Consider the following 21,065-nt stretch of genomic DNA (forward strand, 5'->3'; position numbering starts at 1 on the left):
ATGTGGACTGGGAGGCCGGTTCGGTCGAGCTGCTCACCGAGGTCACCGAGTGGCCGCAGGACGAGCGGCCGCGCCGGGTGGGTGTCTCGTCGTTCGGTGTGAGCGGCACCAACGCGCACGTGATCCTGGAGCAGCCGCCGCGGCCCGCGCGCACCATCGAGGCGCCGCAGGTCGAGCCCGAGGTGGTGCCGCTGCCGGTGTCGGCGAAGTCGGCGGAGGCGCTGGACCGGCAGGTCGAGCGGATCGAGGAGTTCGCCGACGGCCGCACCCCGGTCGACATCGGTTACTCGCTGGTGACCACCCGCTCCACCTTCGAGCACCGCGCGGTGTTGCTGTCCACTGAGGACGGAATCGACGAGATCGCGCGTGGTGCGGTGGTGAACCGGCCGACGGTGCTGTTGTTCACCGGGCAGGGCAGCCAGCGGATCGGCATGGGACGCGGGCTGTACAAGCGGTTCCCGGTGTTCGCGGCGGCGCTGGACGAGGTGCTGGAACACCTGGACGTCCGCGAGGTCATGTGGGGTGGCGATCAGGAAGCGCTGAACCAGACCGGGAACGCGCAGCCGGCGTTGTTCGCCATCGAGGTGGCGTTGTTCCGGCTGCTGGAGTCGTGGGGCATCCGGGCGGACCAACTGGTCGGCCACTCCATCGGCGAGATCGCGGCCGCGCATGTGGCGGGCGTGTTGTCCCTGGTGGACGCGTGCACCCTGGTCAGCGCCCGGGCTCGCCTGATGCAGGCGCTGCCGACCGGCGGTGCCATGGTGGCGATCAAGGCCACCGAAGACGAGATCACTCTCACCGAGGGGGTATCGATCGCGGCGGTGAACGGGCCCTCGTCGGTGGTCATCGCCGGTGACGAGGCCGAGGTGCTCGCCATCGCCGAAGGCTTCGAGAAGACCTCGCGCCTCAAGGTCAGCCACGCGTTCCACTCGCCGCTGATGGACCCCATGCTCGACGAGTTCCGGGCCGCCATCGACGGCATCACGCTCAGCGAGCCGCGCATCCCGCTGCGCACCAGCGGTGATGTGACCACAGTGGACTACTGGGTGAACCACGTGCGCGACACCGTGCGGTTCGCCGACCACCTCGCCGCCGCCGGGGAGGCGCACTTCATCGAGGTCGGCCCGGACGGCGTGCTGTCCGCGATGGCCGCCGAGATCGCGCCCGAGTCGATCGCCGTGCCGGTCCTGCGCAAGGACCGCGACGAGGAACTGAGCGCGGTCACCGCGCTGGCCCGCCTGCACGTCAACGGCGTCCGGGTGGACTGGAAGGCGTTGTTCACCGGCACCGGCGCGCAGCGGGTGGACCTGCCGACCTACGCCTTCGACCGGCAGTCGTACTGGCCGCCGGTGGTCGCGCGGATCGGCGACGCGTCCGGGTTCGGCCTGGAGCCGGTCCAGCACCCGCTGCTCGGGGCCACGGTCAACCTGGCCGAGGGCGAGGGCCTGCTGTTCACCAGCCGCCTTTCGCTCGGCTCGCACCAGTGGCTCGCCGATCACGCGGTGATGGGGCAGGTCCTGTTCCCGGGCACGGCGTTTGTCGAGCTGGCGCTGCGGGCCGGTGATGAGGTCGGCTGCGACCGGATCGACGAGCTCACCCTGGCCGCACCGCTGGTGCTGCCGGAGCGCGGGGCCGTCCAGACGCAGGTCGCGGTGGGCGCGCCCGACGAGTCGGGACGCCGTCCGGTGGCCGTGTACTCGCGGCCGGAAGGCGCGGTCGATCAGCCGTGGGTGCAGCACGCCACCGGTGTGCTGGCCGAGGGTGAACGGCAGGTTGCCTTCGACACCACGGAATGGCCGCCCGCCGACGCCGAACCGGTCGAGGTCGAAGGCTGCTACGACACGTTCGCCGAGACCGGATTCGCCTACGGCCCGGTGTTCCAGGGCCTGCGCGCGGTGTGGCAACGCGGGGACGACACGTTCGCCGAGGTGGACCTGCCGGTCGAGCCCGGCGCGTTCGGCCTGCACCCGGCGCTGCTGGACGCCACGCTGCACGCCCTGCTGCTGGCCGGTTCAGGTGAGGGCGGGCTGCCGTTCGCCTGGGAAGGCGTGTCGCTGCACGCGACCGGGGCTTCCGCGCTGCGCGTCCGGTTGACCCGCAAGGCCGACGGCATCTCGATCGCCGCGGCCGACCCGTCCGGTGGCGCGGTGGTGTCGGTGGAAACGCTGGCGTTGAAGGCCGCCGAGGCGGTGACCACCGACAGCACCGCCGACTCGTTGTTCACTGTGGACTGGACTTCCGTGGCCGTTCCGGAGGAAGGGCCGTCAACAGCGGAACTGACCGGCTCGCTTGCCTCCATTGTGGACGTTCCCGAGGTGGTGGTCGCCCGGATCGCTCCCGGTGAAGGCGAAGTGCCGGAGGCGGTCCGCGAGGTGACCGGGCGCGTGCTCGCGCTGCTCCAGGGCTGGCTCGCGGACGACCGGTTCGCCGACGCCAAGCTCGCGATCGTCACCCAGGGCGCGGTTGCCGCCGCCGAGGGTGAGGTGCCCGACCCGGTCACCGCGGCGATCTGGGGTCTGGTGCGCGTTGCCCAGGCCGAGAACCCCGGCCGGTTCGCGCTGGTCGATGGGGACGGCGAACTGCTGACGCGGGCGCTGGCGGCCGACGAGCCGCAGCTTGCGATTCGCGGGGAGAAGCTGTTCGCGCCGCGGGTCGCCCGGGTGGTGGCACCGGAGGACCGGCTCGAGTGGAGCCCCGACGCCCGCGTGATGATCACCGGTGGCACCGGCGGGCTCGGCGGCGTGCTCGCGCGGCACCTGGTGTCCGAGCACGGCGTGACCAACCTGGTGCTGGTCAGCCGCCGCGGGCACGACGCCGAGGGCGCCGCCGATCTGGTCGCCGACCTCGAAGCCCGCGGCGCGCACGTGGACCTGGTGGCGTGCGACGTTTCCGACCGCGACGCCGTCGCCGCCCTGCTCGACGCGCACCCGGTGACCGCCGTGGTGCACACCGCCGGGCTGCTCGACGACGGCGTGCTCGGCTCGATGACCCCCGAGCGGCTGGACCTGGTGTTCCAGCCGAAGGTGGACGCCGCCTGGCACCTGCACGAACTCGCCGGCGACCTGGACGCGTTCGTGGTCTTCTCCTCGGCCGCCGGGGTGTTCGGCACGCCGGGGCAGAGCAACTACGCCGCCGCCAACGCGTTCCTGGACGCGCTGGCCGAGCAGCGGCGTGCCGCCGGGCTGCCGGGGTTGTCGCTGGCGTGGGGTGCCTGGGCGGGCACCGGCATGCTGGTCGCCTCCGACGCCGAGCGGATGGCGCGGTCGGGCATGCCCGCGATCGACGCCGAAACCGGGGTGGCGCTGTTCGACGCGGCGCTGTCCGGCGAGGCCGCGATGGTCATGCCGGTCCGGCTCGACCTGCCGGTGCTGCGGGCGCAACCGGAGATCCCGCCGCTGCTGCGCGGGCTCATCCGCACCCGTTCGCGGCGCTCGGCGGCTGGGGCGCAGACGGCTGCCTCGCTGGTCCAGCGCCTGTCGGCGATGAACTCGGCCGGCCGCACGGAAGCCTTGCTCGAGCTGGTGCGCGGTGAGGTCGCGGCGGTGCTCGGGCACGCCGAGGGCACCAAGATCGAGCCGACGCGCCAGTTCAAGGAGCTGGGCTTCGACTCGCTGACCGCCGTCGAGCTGCGGAACCGGCTCGGCGCGGTGACCGGGCTGCGGCTGCCCGCGACGCTGATCTTCGACTACCCGAACACCAGCGCGCTGGCCGGTTACCTCCGCGACGAGCTGTTCGACGCCGAAGTGGTGATCCCGGAGCAGGTCACCAAGGTGGTCTCCGACGATCCGATCGTCATCGTCGGCATGGCCTGCCGGTACCCGGGCGGGGTGTCCTCGCCCGAGGACCTGTGGCAGCTCGCGCTCGACGGCACCGACGCGATCAGCGGTTTCCCGACCGATCGCGGCTGGGACCTCGACCGGCTGTACCACCCGGACCCCGACCACCCCGGCACGTCGTACTCGCGTTCGGGCGGGTTCCTGCACAACGCGGGCGAGTTCGATCCGGCGTTCTTCGGCATGAGCCCGCGTGAGGCGCTGGCCACCGACGCGCAGCAGCGCCTGCTGCTGGAAACCGCGTGGGAGGCCGTCGAGCAGGCCGGGATCGACCCGACCTCGCTGCACGGCAGCGCGACCGGGGTGTTCACCGGCGTGATGTACAACGACTACGGCGCCGGCCTGGGCGGCGGGGACCTGGAAGGCCATCAGGGCACCGGTTCCTCACCGAGCGTGGCGTCCGGCCGGGTCGCCTACACCTTCGGGTTCGAAGGCCCGGCGGTCACCATCGACACCGCCTGCTCGTCGTCGCTGGTCGCGATGCACTGGGCCATGCAGGCGCTGCGGGCGGGTGAATGCTCGCTGGCCCTGGCGGGTGGCGTGACGGTGATGTCCACGCCGTCGGCGCTGGTGGAGTTCTCGCGGCAGCGCGGCCTTTCACCGGACGGCCGGTGCAAGGCGTTCTCCGACGACGCCGACGGGGTCGGCTGGTCGGAGGGGGTCGGCCTGGTGGTGCTGGAGCGGCTTTCGGACGCGCGGCGGAACGGGCACCAGGTGCTTGCGGTGGTTCGTGGCAGCGCGGTGAACCAGGATGGCGCGTCGAATGGTTTGACCGCGCCCAACGGTCCCTCGCAGCAGCGGGTGATCCGGCAGGCACTGGCTTCGGCTGGGCTGTCCACAACGGACGTCGATGCGGTGGAGGCACACGGCACCGGCACCTCGCTCGGTGACCCGATCGAGGCGCAGGCGTTGCTGGCGACCTACGGGCAGGACCGCGAGCAACCGCTGCTGCTGGGCTCGATCAAGTCGAACCTGGGCCACACGCAGGCCGCGGCCGGGGTCGCCGGGGTGATCAAGATGGTGATGGCGATGCGGCAGGGCACCCTGCCGAAGACGCTGCACGTCGGCACACCGTCGTCGCATGTGGACTGGGAGGCCGGATCGGTCGAGCTGCTCACCGACGTCACCGAATGGCCCGAGGTGGCCAGGCCGCGCCGGGCCGCGGTGTCCTCGTTCGGCATCAGCGGCACCAACGCGCACGTGATCCTGGAGCAGGCACCGCGGAGCACCGCGGCGCTGGAGGTCCCGGAGATCGAGCCGGAGTACGTGCCGCTGCCGGTTTCGGCGAAGACGGCGGCCGCTTTGGACGGCCAGGTCGAGCGGATCAGCGAATTCGCGGACGGCCGGGTGGCGGTGGACGTGGGCCTTTCGCTGATCACCCAGCGGGCATCGTTCGAGCACCGCGCGGTGCTGCTGTCCACTGAGGACGGAATTGCCGAGGCGGCGCGCGGGGTCGCGGACCAGCGCACGCTGGCGGTGCTGTTCTCCGGCCAGGGCTCGCAGCGGATCGGCATGGGTCAGGAGCTGTACGACCGGTTCCCGGTGTTCCAGGCCGCGCTGGACGAGGTGCTGGCACACCTGGACGTTCGTGAGGTCATGTGGGGCCGCGATCAGGAGGCGCTGAACCAGACGGGGAACGCGCAACCCGCGTTGTTCGCGCTCGAAGTGGCGTTGTTCCGGCTCGCGGAATCGCTGGGTGTCAAGCCCGCCTACGTCGCCGGGCATTCGATCGGTGAGGTGGCGGCCGCGCACGTGGCCGGGGTGCTCAGCCTGGCGGACGCGTGCACGCTGATCAGCGCGCGGGCCCGGCTGATGCAGGCGCTTCCAGCAGGTGGCGCGATGGTGGCGGTCCAGGCCACCGAGGACGAGGTCACGCCGTTGCTTACCGACCAGGTGTCGATCGCGGCGGTGAACGGGCCCACCTCGCTGGTGATCGCCGGTGCCGAGGACCCGGTGACCGAGATCGCCGCGAAGTTCCAGGCCGACGGCCGCAAGACCAGCCGCCTGCCGGTGTCGCACGCGTTCCACTCGCCGCTGATGGACCCGATGCTGGACGAGTTCCGCACGGTGGTCGCCGGGCTTTCCTTCGCTCAGCCCGAGATCCCGGTGGTGGCCACCGGCGATGTGACCACAGTGGACTACTGGGTGCGGCACGTGCGTGACGCGGTCCGGTTCGCCGACAACGTGGAAACGCTGGTGGCGGACGGGGTCACGGCGTTCCTCGAACTGGGCCCGGACGGCGTGCTGTCCGCGATGGCCGCCGAATCCGCGCCCGAGGACGCGGTGCTGGTGCCGATGGTGCGCAAGGACCGCGACGAGGAGCAGGCCGCGCTGACCGCGCTCGCCCGGCTGCACGTGTCCGGAGTGGACATCGACTGGCGAGGAGTCTTCGCCGGAACGGGGGCACGACAGGTGGAGTTGCCGACCTACGCCTTCCAGCACCAGCGGTTCTGGCCGTCGGGTTCGGTTTCCCGCGGCGGGGACGCCTCCGGGCTGGGGCTGGTCTCGATGGAGCACCCGCTGCTGGGCGCGGCCGTCGAACTCGCGGCCGGGCAGGGGGTGCTGTTCACCAGCCGGCTCTCGCTCGGCTCGCACCCGTGGCTGGCCGACCACACGGTGATGGGACGGCCGATGCTGCCGGGCACCGCGTTCGTCGAACTGGCGCTGCGGGCCGGTGACGAACTCGGCTGCGACCGCATCGAGGAGCTGACCCTGGCCGCGCCGCTGGTGCTGCCGGAGTCCGGGGCCGTGCAGGTCCAGGTGTCGGTGGGCGCGCCGGACGAGTCAGGTGGCCGCCCGGTCGCGGTGTACTCGCGGCCGGAGGACGCGGTCGACCTGCCGTGGACCGAGCACGCCACCGGTTCGCTGGCCGAAGGGACCGAGCGCGCCGAGTTCGACGCGACGGCCTGGCCGCCCGCCGGTGCGGAAGTGGTCTCGGTGGCGGGCTGCTACGAGAGGTTCGCCGAGATCGGTTTCGGCTACGGGCCGGTTTTCCAGGGCCTGCGGGCGGTCTGGCAGGACGGCGACGACCTCTTCGCCGAGGTCGAGCTGGACGAGGACGTCGCGGTGGACGGCTTCGGGCTGCACCCGGCGCTGCTGGACTCGACGCTGCACGCCTCCCTGCTGGCCGGGTCCGGTGAGGGCGGGCTGCCGTTCTCCTGGGAAGGCGTCTCACTGCACGCGACCGGGGCGCGCACGCTGCGGGTTCGCATCCGGACCGCGGGTGACACGATGGCGGTCGCCGCGGCCGACAGCTCCGGGCAGCCGGTCGCCTCGATCGCGTCGCTGGTGGTGCGCGGGGTGGCCAAGGACCAGCTCGGTGACGTGACCCGCGATTCGCTGTTCAAACTGGACTGGGTGCCGGCGGCGATGGAGCCGGGCATGGTGGCCACCGCCGTGGTCGGGCCGGACGAGCTGGGCCTGGCCGAACCGCTGGCCGCCGGGGAACCCTACCCGGATCTCGCGTCCATTGTGGAGGGTGAGGTGCCCGGCACGGTGGTCGCGCCGATCACCGGGACCGAGGACGTGGTGGCCTCGGCGCACGAGGTGGGTGCGCGGGTGCTGGGCATGCTGCGGGAGTGGATCGCCGAGGAACGGTTCGCCGATTCGCGGCTGGTTTTTGTCACGCGGGGTGCGGTGGCCGCCGAGGAAGGCGACTCACCGGACCTGGCCACCGCGGCGGTCTGGGGCCTGGTGCGGTCGGCGCAGTCGGAGAACCCCGGCCGGTTCGGGCTGATCGATCTCGACGCGGGCGGGCTTTCGGTGGCGGTGCTGCCGCAGGCGCTGACCGTGGAGGAACCGCAGGTGGCCATTCGCGACGGGCTCGCGCTGGCACCGCGGATCGCCCGTGCGGCCGCTGGCACCGGGGAGCCGGTCGCCTGGGACGGTCAGGTGCTGATCACCGGTGGCACCGGCGGGCTGGGCGCGGAAGTGGCCCGGCACCTGGTCAGCGCGCACGGTGTGACCGACCTGCTGCTGGTCAGCCGCCGTGGCCCGGCCGCCGACGGCGCGGACGAACTGGTCGCCGAGCTCGCGGAACTGGGTGCTTCGGCGGTGGTCGAGGCCTGTGACGTGACGGACCGCGAGGCGGTCGGCGCGTTGTTCGACCGGCATCCGGTGCGGGCGATCGTGCACACCGCGGGTGTGCTGGACGACGGCACGATCGGGTCGCTGACGCCGGAGCGGTTGAGCGCGGTGCTGCGGCCCAAGGTGGACGCGGTGTGGAACCTGCACTCGCTCGCCGGTGAGCTGTCGGCGTTCGTGGTGTTCTCCTCGGCCGCCGGGGTGTTCGGCAACGCCGGGCAGGGCAACTACGCGGCGGCGAACGCCTGGCTGGACGCGCTGGCCGCGCACCGCCGCGACCTCGGGCTCCCGGCGTTGTCGCTGGGCTGGGGCGCGTGGGCGCGGACGGGCATGCTGTCCGGTGCCGACGCCGACCGGATGGCGCGGTCCGGCATGCCGGCGGTGACCGCCGAGCAGGGGCTGGCGTTGTTCGACACCGCGCTGGCCGCGGCCGAGCCGGTGTTGCTGCCGGTGCGGCTGGACCTGTCGGTGCTGCGGACGCAGCCGGAGATCCCGCCGCTGCTGCGGGGGCTGATCCGGACGCGGGCGAAGCGGTCGGCGGCCGGGGTCGAGACCGCGGACACCCTGCTGCGGCGGCTCGCCGGGCTCAGCGACACCGAGCGCGAAGAGGCGCTGATGACGCTGGTGCGCGAGCAGGTGGCGGCGGTGCTCGGGTACGCCGACGCCGGCGAGGTCGAGCCGGACCGGCAGTTCAAGGAACTGGGCTTCGACTCGCTGACCGCGGTCGAACTGCGGAACCGGCTGACCGGGGCCACCGGCCTCAAGCTGCCCGCGACGCTGGTGTTCGACTACCCGACGCCGGCCGAGCTGGTGGCGTTGCTGCGGGGTCAGCTGGTGCCGGAGTCGGCGCCCGACGCCGGTTCGTCGCTGCTGTCGGAGCTGGCGAAACTGGAGCAGGCGATCGGCCGTGCCGAGGTCGACGACCAGACGTTCAAGCAGGTGGCGGGCCGCCTCGAAGTGCTGCGCACGCGGTGGGCCTCACTGCGGTCCGGGGCGAAGCCCGAGGACGCTGAACTGGACCTCGACTCCGCCTCGGACGACGAGGTGTTCGCCCTGCTGGACGAGGAACTGGGCATGTCCTGATCGGGGCGCCCCGATGTCACGAATGTGGCTTTCGAGACGCCAGACGTCTCGAAAGCCACATTCGTGACACTGCCGAGGAGGTCAGGCGGGGATCTGGTGCAGCAGGGCCTGGGCGGCGAGGCGGTAGCCGTCGGCGCCCAGGCCGACAATGACGCCGGTGGCCAGCGGGGCCAGCACGGACTCGTGCCGGAACTGCTCGCGGGCCCACACATTGGACAGGTGCACCTCGATCCACGGCCGCGGGTAGTTCGCCAGCGCGTCCCGCAGGGACCAGCCCGCGATCATCAGCGCGCCCGGGTTGATGATCGCGCCCACGGTGTCGTAGCTGTCCTGCAGCGTCCGGATCAGCTCGCCCTCGCAGTCGTGCTGCACCGAGGTCACCCGCCAGCCGCGCCCGGCCACCTCGGCGGCGACCAGCGCCTCGATGTCGGCGAGCGTGCTGGTGCCGTAGACCTCGACCTCACGTTTTCCGAGAATGCCCAGATTTGGGCCGTTCATCAGCAGCAGTTCGTCCATACTCGCAGTCCTAACACCGAACGCGCCCGAAATCGCTCAGTCCGGCGGGGAGGACACCATCAATCACCTCGGCATCGACATCGGTGGGACCAAGGTCGCCTTCCGTTCCGGCGAGAGAAGTGGCGAATTGCGCTGGGCGCCATTTCGCGACATCCGCGACGACCTGGCGCAACTCGCGGCCGCCGTCGCGGAATTCGGGGAGCCCGAAGCGATCGGCGTGGCCGTGCCCGCCACGCTCGACCACACCGGCACGGTGCTCACCTGGCCCAACCGCCCAGGCTGGGCGGGCGCCAACCTGTACACCCTGTTCGACGAGATTTTCCCCAGTGTTCCGGTGGGTTTCGCCGACGACGGCGACTTGGCCGCGGTCGCCGAGGCCGACGCGGCGGGCTGTGCCGACCTGGTCTACTTCGGTGTGGGCACCGGGATCGGCGGAGGCATCGTCTCGGGCGGGCGGCCGTGGCCGGGGCTCGCGCGCGGCTCGTGCGAGCTGGGGCATCTCGTGGTCGACCGCAACGGACCGCTGTGCACCTGCGGGCGGTCCGGCTGCGTGCAGGCGCTCGCGTCCGGCCCCGCCACGTTGCGCCGTGCCGCCGGAATCCTCGGCAGGGAACCGGAATTCGCCGAGTTCACCCAGGCCTACCGGGACGCCGCCGGCTGGGCACTGGCCGCCGTGCAGGAGACCTGCGCCGCGCTGGCCACCGCCGCGGTCGGCATCGCGGAGCTGGCGCACCCGGACCGCGTGGTCATCGGCGGCGGGTTCGCCGCCGCGCTGCCCGGTTTCGCCGCCGAGGTGGCCGCGCAGGCGAAAACCCTGGCCAGGGCCGGGAAACCGCCGGTGCCGATCCAGCCTGCCAATCTGGGCGGGCTTTCCTCGCTGCACGGCGCGCTGCTGCTGGCGGCCAATCAGCACTGGGGAAAACACTAGTAATCGGCCGCACTGGTGAATATCCGGACCGAATTGCCGGCCGAACCGGCTAGGGGGGTCGTCGGGGTTGGGGGTGCCAAAACCCGCCCCTACGCTCGAAGTCAGCCGCGGAATTCGGTTCCGCGAAAAGCCGACCCGAACCGGAGCAGCCCGATGAATTCTCGTCCGACTCCCGCCCCCGAATACGCTGTGTCGTCTGCTCGGGGGACGACCCCCGGACCCCCGAACTACCCGGGATGGCCACAGCACGACGACGGCGAACGCGACGGCCTCCTGCGCGCGCTCAACCAGGACGGCTGGTGGCGCATGGGCGGTAAGGAGGTCGACTCCTTCGAGCAGGAGTTCGCCGACTACCACGGCGCCCCGCACGCGCTCGCGGTCACCAACGGCACGCACGCCCTCGAACTGGCGCTGGAGGTGCTGGGGGTCGGCCCGGACACCGAGGTGCTGGTGCCCGCGTTCACCTTCATCTCCTCTTCGCAGGCGGTGCAGCGCCTCGGCGGCACCGCGATCCCGGTGGACGTCGACCCGTACACCTACTGCATCGACGCCAGCGCCGCCGCCGACCTGATCACCACCCGCACCAAGGCGATCATGCCGGTGCACATGGCCGGCCACATGTCCGACATGGACGGTCTGGCCAAGATCGCGAACGACGCCGGGGTGGCCATCATCCAGGACGCCGCGCACGCGCACGGCGCCCGCTGGCAGGGCCGTCGTGTCGGCGAGCTGGGCTCGATCGCGGCGTTCAGCTTCCAGAACGGCAAGCTGATGACCGCCGGCGAGGGCGGCGCGGTGACCTTCCCCGACGCCGAGTCCTACGAGCAGGCCTTCCTCCGGCACAGCTGCGGCCGTCCGCGCACCGACCGCCGCTACCTGCACCAGACCTCCGGCTCGAACTTCCGGATGAACGAGTTCAGCGCCGCCGTGCTGCGTTCGCAGCTGGCCCGCCTGGACAGCCAGATCGACACCCGCGAAGAGCGCTGGCGCCTGCTCGGCGGGCTGCTCGACGAGATCCCCGGTGTGGTCGCGCAGTCGCGGGACGAGCGCTGCGACCGCAACCCGCACTACATGGCGATGATCCGCCTGCCGGGCATCACCGAGGAGCAGCGCAACGAACTGGTCGACGCGCTGATCGAGCGCGGCGTGCCCGCCTTCGCCGCGTTCCGCGCGATCTACCGCGTCGAGGGCTTCTGGGAGAAGGGCGCGCCCGCGGAGACGGTCGAGGAAATCGCCGCGCGCTGCCCGGTCACCGAAGAGCTGTACCGCGACTGCGTGTGGCTGCACCACCGGACCCTGCTGGGCACCGAGCAGCAGATGCACGACACCGCGGCGATCGTGGCGGAAGTGCTGGCCGCGCGATGAGGACCTACCGCGTCGCGGTGGTTGGCCTCGGCTGGGCGGGGCGGTCGATCTGGCTGCCCCGCCTGCGGGCCCACCCCGCCTTCGAAGTGGTCGCCGCGGTGGATCCCGAGGCGGTCATCCGCAGCGCCGTCGGCCGTGAGGCCGGCGACCTCCAGCTGCTGTCCGGTGTGGACGGTCTCAAGGGACTGTCGCTGGACCTCGCCGTGGTGGCGGTGCCGAACCACCTGCACCACGACGTGGCCAAGGGCCTGCTGCTCGACGGCATCTCGGTGTTCCTGGAGAAGCCGGTCTGCCTGTCCTCGGCGGAGGTCGACTCGCTGGCCGCCGCCGAACGCGCCGGGCGCGCCACCCTGCTCGCGGGCAGCGCGGCCAACTTCCGCGCGGACATCCTCGCGCTGCACGACCTGCGCAAGGAACTCGGTCACATCCGTCACCTCGAACTGAGCTGGATCCGCGCTCGCGGGGTGCCCTCGGGTGACGGCTGGTTCACCGACCGCCGCTACGCCGGTGGCGGCGCGCTGGTCGACCTCGGCTGGCACCTGCTCGACGTGGCCGGGCCGCTGCTGGGTGACGCGGAGATCGACCAGATCGCCGGGTCCGTGTCCGCCGACTTCGTGAACGATAGCTCGCGGGGTGCGGTCTGGCGCCACGACGCGGGCACCGGCGCGGGCGGTGACGTCGAGGACACCGCGAACGCCTTCCTGGTCACCGAAGACGGCACGTCGGTGCTGGTCCGCGCGAGCTGGGCCTCACACGAGCAGCGGGACGTGACCACGGTGGCCGTGCACGGCAGCGAGGGCACCGCCCGGCTGCGCTGCACCTTCGGCTTCAGCCCGAACCGCGAGGACAAGGCCGTGCTGAGCCTGACCTGCGACGGGGAAACCGTGGTGCTGCCCGTGCCGGAGGAGCCGATCGGCTCGGAGTACGACCGGCAGCTCAACGAACTGCCCGGCCTGCTGGCGGATCCCGCTTCGCAGGGCAGGGCCATCGAGGACGCCCGCAAGACCGTGCGGGTGATCGAAGGGGTTTACGGCTCCGTGCAGCAGCGTTCGGGCAGGAGGTCCGCGTGACGATCGAACTCAGCCCGACGGCCACCGGCAGCCCGCTCGCCGTGGTCTTCGACCTCGACGGTGTCATCGTGGACAGCTTCGCGGTGATGCGCCGGGCGTTCGACCTGGCCTACGCCGAGGTCGTCGGTGAGGGGCACCCGCCGTTCGAGGAGTACAACAAGCACCTCGGCCGGTACTTCCCCGACATCATGCGGATCATGGGTCTCCCGCTGGAGATGGAGGAGCCGTTCGTCCGCGAAAGCTACCGCCTCGCCGGTGAGGTCAAGGTCCACGACGGCGTGCCGGAGACGATCCGTGAACTGCGTGAACGCGGGCACCGGATCGCCGTGGCCACCGGCAAGAGCGGCCCGCGGGCGCGGTCGCTGCTGGAGACCCTCGGCCTGATCGAGCTGTTCGACGTGGTGATCGGCTCGGACGAGATCGCCCGCCCGAAACCGGCGCCGGACATCGTGCGGCACGCGATGGACGTGCTCGGGGTGCCGCCGGAGCGCTCGATGATGATCGGCGACGCGGTCACCGACATCCAGAGCGGCCAGGCCGCCGGGGTCACCGCGATCGCCGCGGTCTGGGGCTGCGAGGGCAATACGGCCGACCTGCTCGCGGCGAATCCGGACGTGGTGCTCCAACGCCCGGAGGAACTGCTGGCGCGGTGCCCGTCCGCGGTGGCGGCGAGCGCGTGATGCGCATCGACGTCGATCTCGGCGACCGGTCGTACCCGGTGCACGTCGGCGCCGGGACGCGGCACCTGCTCGGCGGGGTGCTCGCCGGCCTGGGGGTGCGGCGAGTGGCGGTGGTGTCGGCCCGGCCCGCCGGGTGGCTGCCCGATCCCGGCGTCGAGTCGATCGTGCTCACCGGTCGGGAGGGCGAGGAGGACAAGAACCTGGCGACGGTGGAGGAACTGTGCCGCCGCTTCGCCGGGTTCGGGCTGACCCGCTCGGACGCGGTGGTGTCGTGTGGTGGCGGCACCCTGACCGACGTCGCCGGGCTGGCCGCGGCGCTGTACCACCGCGGGATCCCGGTGGTGCACCTGCCGACCTCGCTGCTGGCGCAGGTGGACGCCAGCGTCGGCGGCAAGACCGCGGTGAACCTGCCCGAGGGCAAGAACCTGGTCGGCGCGTACTGGCAGCCCGCCGCGGTGCTGTGCGACACGGAGTTCCTGGAGACCCTGCCGCACCGCGAGTGGATCAACGGCTACGGCGAGATCGCCCGCGCGCACTTCATCGGCGCGGGGGAGCTGCGCTCCCTGCCGCTCGACGAGCAGATCGCCGCGAGCGTGCGCCGCAAGGCGGAGATCGTGGCGGCCGATGAACGGGATTCCGGGCTGCGGCACATCCTCAACTACGGCCACACCCTCGGGCACGCGCTGGAGCGGGCCACCGATTTCCGGCTGCGGCACGGGGAAGCCGTCGCGATCGGCACGGTTTTCGCCGGACGGCTGGCCGGTGCGCTCGGCCGGATCGACCAGGCGCGCGTGGACGAGCACCTCGAAGTGGTGCTGTCCTACGGCTGCCCGTCGGAGCTGCCGCCCGGCCTCGACCTGGCGGAGCTGGTCCGGTTGATGGGCATGGACAAGAAGGCGACCACTGGGCTGGCGTTCGCGCTGGACGGCCCGGACGGCGCCGAACTGGTGCGTGACGTGCCCGAAGACGTGGTGCTGGAGGTGTTGCGCCAGATGCCGGTGGGGCCCGCCCTACCGTGAACCCGGCGGCTGGCCCGGTGGGACCGGCGCGTGGCACGGGCCAGGCTGACCGGTATGAAGATGGTCTTGCTCAGCGCCCTGTGCCTGGTGGGTCTGGTGACCCCGGCGGCGGCCGCCGCGCCGCCCGAACGCCTGCGGTGGGAGCCGTGCCCGGTTGCCGGTAGCGCGCAGGAATGCGCCACCCTGCGTGTTCCGCTGGACTACCGCGAGCCGCACGGCGAACGGATCGACGTCCGGGTGTCACGGATCCCGGCGAGGAAGCCGGAGGCGCGGCACGGGGTGCTGCTGCTGATCCCCGGCGGGCCCGGCAGCTCCGGGCTCAATCGTCCCTCCACATTGGACATCCCGGCCGAGGTGCGTGACCGGTTCGACCTGGTGGGCTTCGACCCGCGCGGGGTCGGCAAGAGCACGCCGATCAGCTGTGCGCTTTCACCGGAGGACAACGGGAAAACGATGCCGTGGCCGGATGCGGACGGCGGGATCGAAGCCAACGTCGTGCAGGGCGAGCGGATCGCCGAAGCGTGCGCGGAGCACGGCGGCCCGGTGCTCCGGCACATCAACACACCGAACGAGGTGCGCGACCTCGACCGGCTGCGGCAGGCGCTGGGGGAGCGGAAACTGTCGTACTGGGGCCTTTCGTACGGGACCTACGTCGGTGCGGTCTACGCCACGATGTTCCCGCAGCACACCGACCGGGTGGTGCTGGACAGCACCGGCGACCCGCGCCGCGTGGCCCGCGGCTGGCTGGCGAACTACCAGATCGGCGTGGAGGACCGGTTCCCCGACTTCGCCCGCTGGGCCGCCGATCCCGGCAACCAGCTGCGTCTGGCCGACGATCCGGCGGCGGTCCGCCCGCTGTTCCTGGACCTCGCCGCGAAGCTCGACCGCACGCCGATGCCCGGGCTGACCGGGAACGGGCTGCGGGAAGCGTTGCTGCGCAACCTGTACACCGACGCGGGCTTCCCGATGATCGCGCAGCTGATGATCGCGGCCAGGGACGGCACGGCGGTCCCGGTGCAGCCGCAGCCGCCGGAGGACGTGCTGCAGAACGCCAGCGCGATGGCCGTGACCACGGTGTGCAACGACGTCGAGTGGCCGGGTTCGGTGCGGGCGCACGAGCGTGCCGTCGCGGAGAGCCGCGAGCGGTTCCCGCTGACCGCGGGCATGCCGGTGAACATCACACCGTGTTCGTTCTGGCCGTACGAGCCGGTGAAGCCGGTGCGGATCACCGACCACGGCCCGTCGAACGTGCTGATGGTGCAGAACGAGCGCGATCCGTCGACCCCGCTGGCCGGCGCGCGGGAGATGCGCCGGGCGCTGGGCGACCGGGCGCGCATGGTCACCGTGGACTCCGGCGGGCACGGCGCCTATCGCGCCAACGGCAACGCGTGTGGCGACGAAACCGTCACGCGTTACCTGCTCTCCGGGCGGCTCCCGGCCGACACCACCTGCCCCGCCTCGTCCGGGCAGTAGTACTGGGGGAACTCGGGCATCCTGGCCTCGGTGGCCGCGATGTAGTCGCGCAGGGCCTGGCGAGTGCGGTTGAGCGTGTCGATCTGCTCGTCCAGGCCCTGCAGGCGGTCGTTGAGGAGGTCCAGGGTTTCCTGGCAGGGCACCAGGTCGGGGCCGGTCCCGCTGAAGCAGGGCTGGAGGTAGGCGATGGCCTGGGTGGACAGTCCGGCGTCGAGCAGCTTCCGGATCTGCCGCACGGTGAGCACGGCGTCCTCGCCGTATTCGCGGTAACCGCTGCTGGTGCCGCGAGCCGGTTCGAGCAGGCCCTGCGCCTCGTAGTACCGCAGCTGGTGGGCGCCGACGCCGGTGCGCCTGCTCAGCTCCCCGATCAGCACGGGCTCCTCCTTGACCTTCATACCGGTGTGAAGGTTCAGCATAGCGACATGACCACGAACAACCCGACAAACTCGGTGACCGTGCTCGGCCTCGGCCTGATGGGCCGGGCACTGGCCGGTGCGCTCCGGCGCGACGGCCACGCCACCACCGTCTGGAACCGCACCGCGGCCAAGGCGGACGACCTGGTCGCCGAGGGCGCGACCCTGGCCGCCTCGATCCGCGACGCCGTTTCCGCTAATACGCTCATCATCGCCTGCGTCTCCGACTACGAAGCCCTGCGTGACCTGCTCGACCCGGTCGGCGACCTGCTCGACGGCCGGGTGCTGGTGAACCTGACCTCGGGCACCTCGGCGGAGGCCCGCGAGACCGCGACCTGGGCGGCCGGGCACGGCGCGGCTTATCTCGACGGCGCGATCATGGCCGTGCCCGCGGCCATCGGCACCGCGGAGGCCGTGCTGCTGCACAGCGGTCCCCGGGAGGCCTTCGACCAGCACGAACCGGTGTTGCGCAGCCTCGGCACGACCACCCACCTCGGCGAGGACCACGGCCTGTCGTCCCTGTACGACGTGGCCGTGCTGGGCCTGATGTGGAGCATTCTGAACGGGTTCCTCCAGGGCGCCGCGCTGCTCGGCGCCGCGGGTGTGCCCGCTTCGGCGTTCACCGAACTGGCGAAGGTCAGCGCGACCACCGTCGCCGGGTGGCTCCCCGCGTATGCCGAGCAGATCGACCAGGGCGCCTACCCGGCGTTCGACTCCACCATCGACACCCATCTCGGCGCGATGGCGCACCTCGTGGACGAGAGCGAGGCGCTCGGGGTGAGTGCCGAACTGCCCGCGTTCATCAAGGCGCTGGGCGAGCGCGCGGTCGCGGCGGGGCGCGGCGGGGATGGTTACGCTGGCTTGATCGACCAGTTCCGCAAGCCTTCGGAGGTGGGCGCTTGAGCGCCGATACGTTCAACCCGCGTGACCTGCTCGCCGAGAGCAAGCTGGGCGTGCTCGCGACGATCAAGGCCGACGGCCGTCCCCAGCTCTCGCCGGTCACCACGTATTACGACCGTGAAGCCGAGATCATCTACGTCTCGCTGACCGAGGGCCGGGCCAAAACGAAGAACCTGCGCCGGGATCCGCGGGCTTCGCTGGAAGTGACCAGCGCGGACGGCTGGTCCTGGGCGACGGCCGACGGCACGGCCACGCTGATCGGCCCCGGCGCCGATCCCCACGGGCCGGAGGTCGAGGCGCTGGTGGACTACTACCGCAAGGCGGCGGGCGAGCACCCGGACTGGGACGAGTACCGGTCGGTGATGGTGTCGGACCGGCGGGTGCTGTTGAAGCTGTCGGTCGAGCACGTTTACGGGGAACGGGTGCGGTAGGGGCTTCCGGGCTCGGGCGGGGAGCCACCCCGAGTTTTTATTGTGACGACGGCGAAGAACTCGTTGTCAAGGCTGGGAAGAGTACCTTGACAACGAGTTCTTCGCCGTGTGCTGGCTGTGTATCGGGGTGGGGAAGGGGGAGTGTGGGTGCTTCCCTGGTTCCGCTCCCGGCTGGCGGCCGGTCTCGTCCCCGGCTCACCGTTCCCGCCTTTGGCTTGGGCGGCGTCACGAATGTGGCTTTCGAGACGTTTCGCGTCCCGAAAGCCACATTCGTGACATCCGGCGGCCCGGTCAGACGGAGGCGGCCAGGCGGCTGGCGAGTAGGCGCATGAAGCGCGAAGGGTCGGCCAGTTCGCCGCCTTCGGCCAACAGCGCCATGCCGTAGAGGATCTCGGCGGTTTCGGCCAGCGCCGGGTCGTCCTTGCGTTCCTCGTGGGCCTTGCGCAGCCCGGTGACCAGGTCGTGCTCCGGGTTCACCTCGAGGATGCGCTTGATCGGCGGCATCTCCTGCCCCATCGCCCGGTACATCTTCTCCAGCGTCGGCGAGATGTCGTTCGCGTCACCGACGATGCACGCCGGCGAGGTGGTCAGCCGCGACGACAGGCGGACCTCCTTCACCTGCTCCGAGAGCGTCTCGCCCAGCCAGCTCAGCAGCCCGGCGAACTCCTGCCGCTGCTCGTCGTTGTCCTTCTTCTCCTCGTCGGAGTCGAGATCGACCTGGCCCTTGGCGATGGACTGGAACTTCTTGCCGTCGAACTCCGGCACCGACTCGACCCACATCTCGTCCACCGCGTCGGTCAGCACCAGCACCTCGTACCCCTTGGCCTGGAAGGCTTCCATGTGCGGCGAGTGCTCGATCAGCGCACGCGACGCCCCGGTGAGGTAGTAGATGTGCTCCTGGCCGTCCTTCATCCGCTCCACGTACTCGCGCAGCGTGGTCGGCTTCTCGGCGTCGTGCGTGGAGTCGAACGACGCGATCTCCAGCAGCGTCTCGCGGTTGTCGGTGTCGTTGACCAGGCCCTCCTTGACTGCCGGGCCGAACTCCTTCCAGAAGGTCGCGTACTTCTCCGGCTCGGTGCTCTGCATGGCCTTGACCGTGCTGAGCACCTTCTTCACCAGGCGGCGGCGCATCAGCTGGATCTGCCGGTCCTGCTGCAGGATCTCGCGGGAGACGTTGAGCGAGAGGTCCTGCGCGTCCACCACACCCTTGACGAACCGCAGGTACTCCGGCATCAGCGCTTCGCAGTCGTCCATGATGAACACGCGCTTGACGTAGAGCTGCACCCCGCGCTTGCGCTCGCGCAGGTACAGGTCTAGCGGCGCGCGCGACGGGATGAACAGCAGCGCCTGGTACTCGAAGGTGCCCTCGGCCCGCAGCTGGATGGTCTCCAGCGGATCGGTCCAGTCGTGGCTGATGTGCTTGTAGAACTCGTGGTACTCCTGCTCGGTCGCTTCGTCCTTCGACCGCGCCCAGAGCGCCTTCATCGAGTTGATCGCCTCGGTGCCGTCCTTGCCGAGGCGGACCGGCCAGGTGATGAAGTCGGAGTACCGCTGGACGATCTCCTTGAGCTTCCAGTCGGCGGTGTAGTCGTAGAGGTGGTCGTCGGCGTCCTCGGGCTTGAGGTGCAGGGTGACCGCGGTGCCCGCGGGGGCGTCCTCGACCTCGTCGATGGTGTAGGTGCCTTCGCCGGTGGACTCCCAGCGGGTGCCCTGGCTCTCGCCGGCGCGCCGGGTCACCAGGGTGACCTTGTCGGCGACCATGAAGCTGGAGTAGAAGCCGACGCCGAACTGGCCGATCAGCTCGGCCGATGCGGTGGAGTCCTTGGCCTCCTTCAGCTTCCGCAGCAGTTCCGCCGTGCCCGACTTGGCGATGGTGCCGATCAGCTCGATCACTTCGTCGCGGGACATGCCGATGCCGTTGTCCCGCACGGTCAGCGTCCTGGCCTCCTGGTCGGCCTCCAGCCGGATGTGCAGGTCGGTCGTGTCGGCGTCCAGGTCCTTGTTGCGGTACGCCTCGAGCTTGAGCTTGTCGAGGGCGTCGGACGCGTTGGAGATCAGCTCGCGCAGGAAGATGTCCTTGTTCGAGTAGAGCGAGTGGACCATCAACTGCAGCAACTGGCGCGATTCGGCCTGGAACTCGAGCGTTTCCACCGGATTCCTTTCGGGCTCACCAGGTTGGACGTTGAGCCCTCATTATCCCCGGTGCTCACCCCAGCTTTTCGCGGAGGGCGGGCAGCAGTTCCCGCTCGGCGAAACCGAAGAACCCGTCTTGGTGCTCGCCGCCGATCTGCACCAGCGCCACGTCCGTGTAGCCCGCGTCGGCGAAGCCCCGGAAGGCCTCCAGGATCGGTTCGACGTCCGGGCCGCACGGGATCGACTGCGCCACGTCCTCCTGCCGGACGAACTGCGTCGCCCCGGCGAAGGCCGGGGTGCCCGGCAGCTCGGCGTTGACCTTCCAGCCGCCCGCGAACCAGCGGAACTGCTCGTGCGCGCGCTCGACCGCGGCACCGCGGTCCGGGTCCCAGCAGATCGGCAGCTGGCCGACCTTCCGGGTGGACCGGCCGGCGTGCTGGTCCCACGACCGGCACAGCTCGGCCTTGGGCTCGGTGGAGATCATCAGGTCCGACTTCGGGGCGAAGGCGGCGATCGACTGCTCACCCGAGACCGCCACGCCGACCCGCGGCCGGGTCTCCGGCAGGTCCCACAGCTTGGCCGAGTCGACGCGGTAGTGCTTGCCCGCGTAGTTGAAGTAGCCGCCCTCGAACAGCCCGTTGATGATGTCCACGGCCTCGCCGAGCATCTCGTGCCGGACGTTCACCGGCGGCCAGCCCTGGCCGACCACGTGCTCGTTGAGGTTCTCGCCCGCGCCGAGGCCGAGGGTGAACCGGCCGTCGGCGAGCAACTGCGTGGTCGCCGCCTTCTGCGCCACCACGGCCGGGTGGTAGCGCATGATCGGGCAGGTCACGTAGGTCATCAGCTCGACGCGCCCGGTCGACTGGGTGACCGCGCCCAGCACGCTCCACGCGTACGGCGCGTGCCCCTGCTCGTCCAGCCAGGGCGAATAGTGGTCGCTCAGCACCTCGAAGTCGAACCCGGCGCGCTCGGCTTCCCCGGCGAAGCGCACGAGATCCTTCGGCCCGGCCTGCTCGGTCATCAGCGTGTACCCGAATCGCATGCCCTCCGCGTTCCCGTTCGGCGGGCCGGGAAACCTCGTACCGTTCGTTCACCTGTAGTTCATACTGAGTTCAGTGAGTGGGGTAACCGCATCGGG

At 71.1% G+C, this 21,065-nt stretch carries 13 protein-coding genes (1 of these 13 running past the window's edge); 9 read left to right on the plus strand and 4 right to left on the minus strand.

Going from position 1 to position 21,065, the window contains the following annotated elements:
- On the plus strand, positions 1-8,999 hold the 3' end of the coding sequence (locus A4R43_RS39105; protein ID WP_113696686.1) for a type I polyketide synthase. 20,596 nt of this gene lie to the left of the window's left edge; the window shows 8,999 of its 29,595 coding nt (coding positions 20,597-29,595); the start codon falls outside the window, past its left edge; its stop codon occupies positions 8,997-8,999.
- An 81-nt stretch (positions 9,000-9,080) separates the two neighbouring features.
- Here the strand turns inward: A4R43_RS39105 and A4R43_RS39110 are convergent, their stop codons facing one another.
- The gene (locus A4R43_RS39110; RefSeq protein ID WP_113696687.1) at positions 9,081-9,515 is read right to left on the minus strand and encodes a type II 3-dehydroquinate dehydratase; all 435 of its coding nucleotides are present in this window, start codon (positions 9,513-9,515) and stop codon (positions 9,081-9,083) included.
- A gap of 127 nt (positions 9,516-9,642) precedes the next feature.
- Between A4R43_RS39110 and A4R43_RS39115 the strand changes: the two genes are divergently transcribed.
- The 6 genes from A4R43_RS39115 (at position 9,643) to A4R43_RS39140 (ending at position 16,050) form a co-directional block, all read left to right on the plus strand.
- Entirely contained in the window at positions 9,643-10,443 is an 801-nt protein-coding gene (locus A4R43_RS39115; protein ID WP_236808530.1) for an ROK family protein, read from the plus strand.
- 306 nt (positions 10,444-10,749) lie between these two features.
- Complete coding sequence (locus tag A4R43_RS39120) at positions 10,750-11,808, plus strand: DegT/DnrJ/EryC1/StrS family aminotransferase (RefSeq protein WP_418190781.1); 1,059 nt, start codon at positions 10,750-10,752, stop codon at positions 11,806-11,808.
- A complete protein-coding gene (locus A4R43_RS39125) occupies positions 11,805-12,878 on the plus strand; it encodes a Gfo/Idh/MocA family protein (RefSeq protein ID WP_113696689.1) in 1,074 nt (357 codons plus the stop codon). Before A4R43_RS39120 ends, A4R43_RS39125 begins: the two co-directional genes overlap by 4 nt.
- Positions 12,875-13,558 (plus strand): HAD-IA family hydrolase, encoded by a 684-nt coding sequence (locus A4R43_RS39130; RefSeq protein WP_113696690.1) that lies wholly within the window; start codon positions 12,875-12,877, stop codon positions 13,556-13,558. The genes A4R43_RS39125 and A4R43_RS39130 overlap by 4 nt, the downstream gene beginning before the upstream one ends.
- Positions 13,558-14,577: a 3-dehydroquinate synthase family protein gene (locus A4R43_RS39135; protein WP_113698178.1), complete on the plus strand. Its 1,020-nt coding sequence runs from the start codon at positions 13,558-13,560 to the stop codon at positions 14,575-14,577. The genes A4R43_RS39130 and A4R43_RS39135 overlap by 1 nt, the downstream gene beginning before the upstream one ends.
- 54 nt (positions 14,578-14,631) lie before the next feature.
- Positions 14,632-16,050: an alpha/beta hydrolase gene (locus A4R43_RS39140; protein ID WP_113696691.1), complete on the plus strand. Its 1,419-nt coding sequence runs from the start codon at positions 14,632-14,634 to the stop codon at positions 16,048-16,050.
- Here the strand turns inward: A4R43_RS39140 and A4R43_RS39145 are convergent.
- A complete protein-coding gene (locus tag A4R43_RS39145) occupies positions 15,990-16,445 on the minus strand; it encodes a MerR family transcriptional regulator (RefSeq protein WP_335645137.1) in 456 nt (151 codons plus the stop codon). The genes A4R43_RS39140 and A4R43_RS39145 overlap by 61 nt on opposite strands.
- A 27-nt stretch (positions 16,446-16,472) precedes the next feature.
- On the opposite strand from A4R43_RS39145, the gene A4R43_RS39150 reads away from it, so the two are divergent.
- Together A4R43_RS39150 and A4R43_RS39155 are read left to right on the plus strand one after the other, a co-directional pair.
- Positions 16,473-17,366: an NAD(P)-dependent oxidoreductase gene (locus A4R43_RS39150; protein WP_113696692.1), complete on the plus strand. Its 894-nt coding sequence runs from the start codon at positions 16,473-16,475 to the stop codon at positions 17,364-17,366.
- Positions 17,363-17,794, plus strand: coding sequence for a PPOX class F420-dependent oxidoreductase (locus A4R43_RS39155; RefSeq protein WP_113696693.1), 432 nt, complete (start codon positions 17,363-17,365; stop codon positions 17,792-17,794). Before A4R43_RS39150 ends, A4R43_RS39155 begins: the two co-directional genes overlap by 4 nt.
- Positions 17,795-18,085: 291 nt before the next feature.
- Here the strand turns inward: A4R43_RS39155 and htpG are convergent, their stop codons facing one another.
- The gene (gene htpG, locus A4R43_RS39160) at positions 18,086-19,897 is read right to left on the minus strand and encodes a molecular chaperone HtpG (RefSeq protein WP_113698180.1); all 1,812 of its coding nucleotides are present in this window, start codon (positions 19,895-19,897) and stop codon (positions 18,086-18,088) included.
- Between the two features lie 103 nt (positions 19,898-20,000).
- Entirely contained in the window at positions 20,001-20,969 is a 969-nt protein-coding gene (locus tag A4R43_RS39165; RefSeq protein ID WP_113696694.1) for an LLM class F420-dependent oxidoreductase, read from the minus strand.
- Between the last annotated feature and the right edge of the window lie 96 nt (positions 20,970-21,065).

This window comes from Amycolatopsis albispora, assembly GCF_003312875.1.
GTDB lineage: Bacteria > Actinomycetota > Actinomycetes > Mycobacteriales > Pseudonocardiaceae > Amycolatopsis > Amycolatopsis albispora.

Coding starts and splice junctions, on each gene's coding strand:
- A4R43_RS39110 (WP_113696687.1), bottom strand. CDS start 9,515: ATGGACGAACTGCTGCTGATGAACGGCCCAAATCTGGGCATTCTCGGA.
- A4R43_RS39120 (WP_418190781.1), top strand. CDS start 10,750: ATGGGCGGTAAGGAGGTCGACTCCTTCGAGCAGGAGTTCGCCGACTAC.
- A4R43_RS39125 (WP_113696689.1), top strand. CDS start 11,805: ATGAGGACCTACCGCGTCGCGGTGGTTGGCCTCGGCTGGGCGGGGCGG.
- A4R43_RS39135 (WP_113698178.1), top strand. CDS start 13,558: ATGCGCATCGACGTCGATCTCGGCGACCGGTCGTACCCGGTGCACGTC.
- A4R43_RS39140 (WP_113696691.1), top strand. CDS start 14,632: ATGAAGATGGTCTTGCTCAGCGCCCTGTGCCTGGTGGGTCTGGTGACC.
- A4R43_RS39145 (WP_335645137.1), bottom strand. CDS start 16,445: ATGAAGGTCAAGGAGGAGCCCGTGCTGATCGGGGAGCTGAGCAGGCGC.
- A4R43_RS39150 (WP_113696692.1), top strand. CDS start 16,473: ATGACCACGAACAACCCGACAAACTCGGTGACCGTGCTCGGCCTCGGC.
- htpG (WP_113698180.1), bottom strand. CDS start 19,897: ATGGTCCACTCGCTCTACTCGAACAAGGACATCTTCCTGCGCGAGCTG.
- A4R43_RS39165 (WP_113696694.1), bottom strand. CDS start 20,969: ATGCGATTCGGGTACACGCTGATGACCGAGCAGGCCGGGCCGAAGGAT.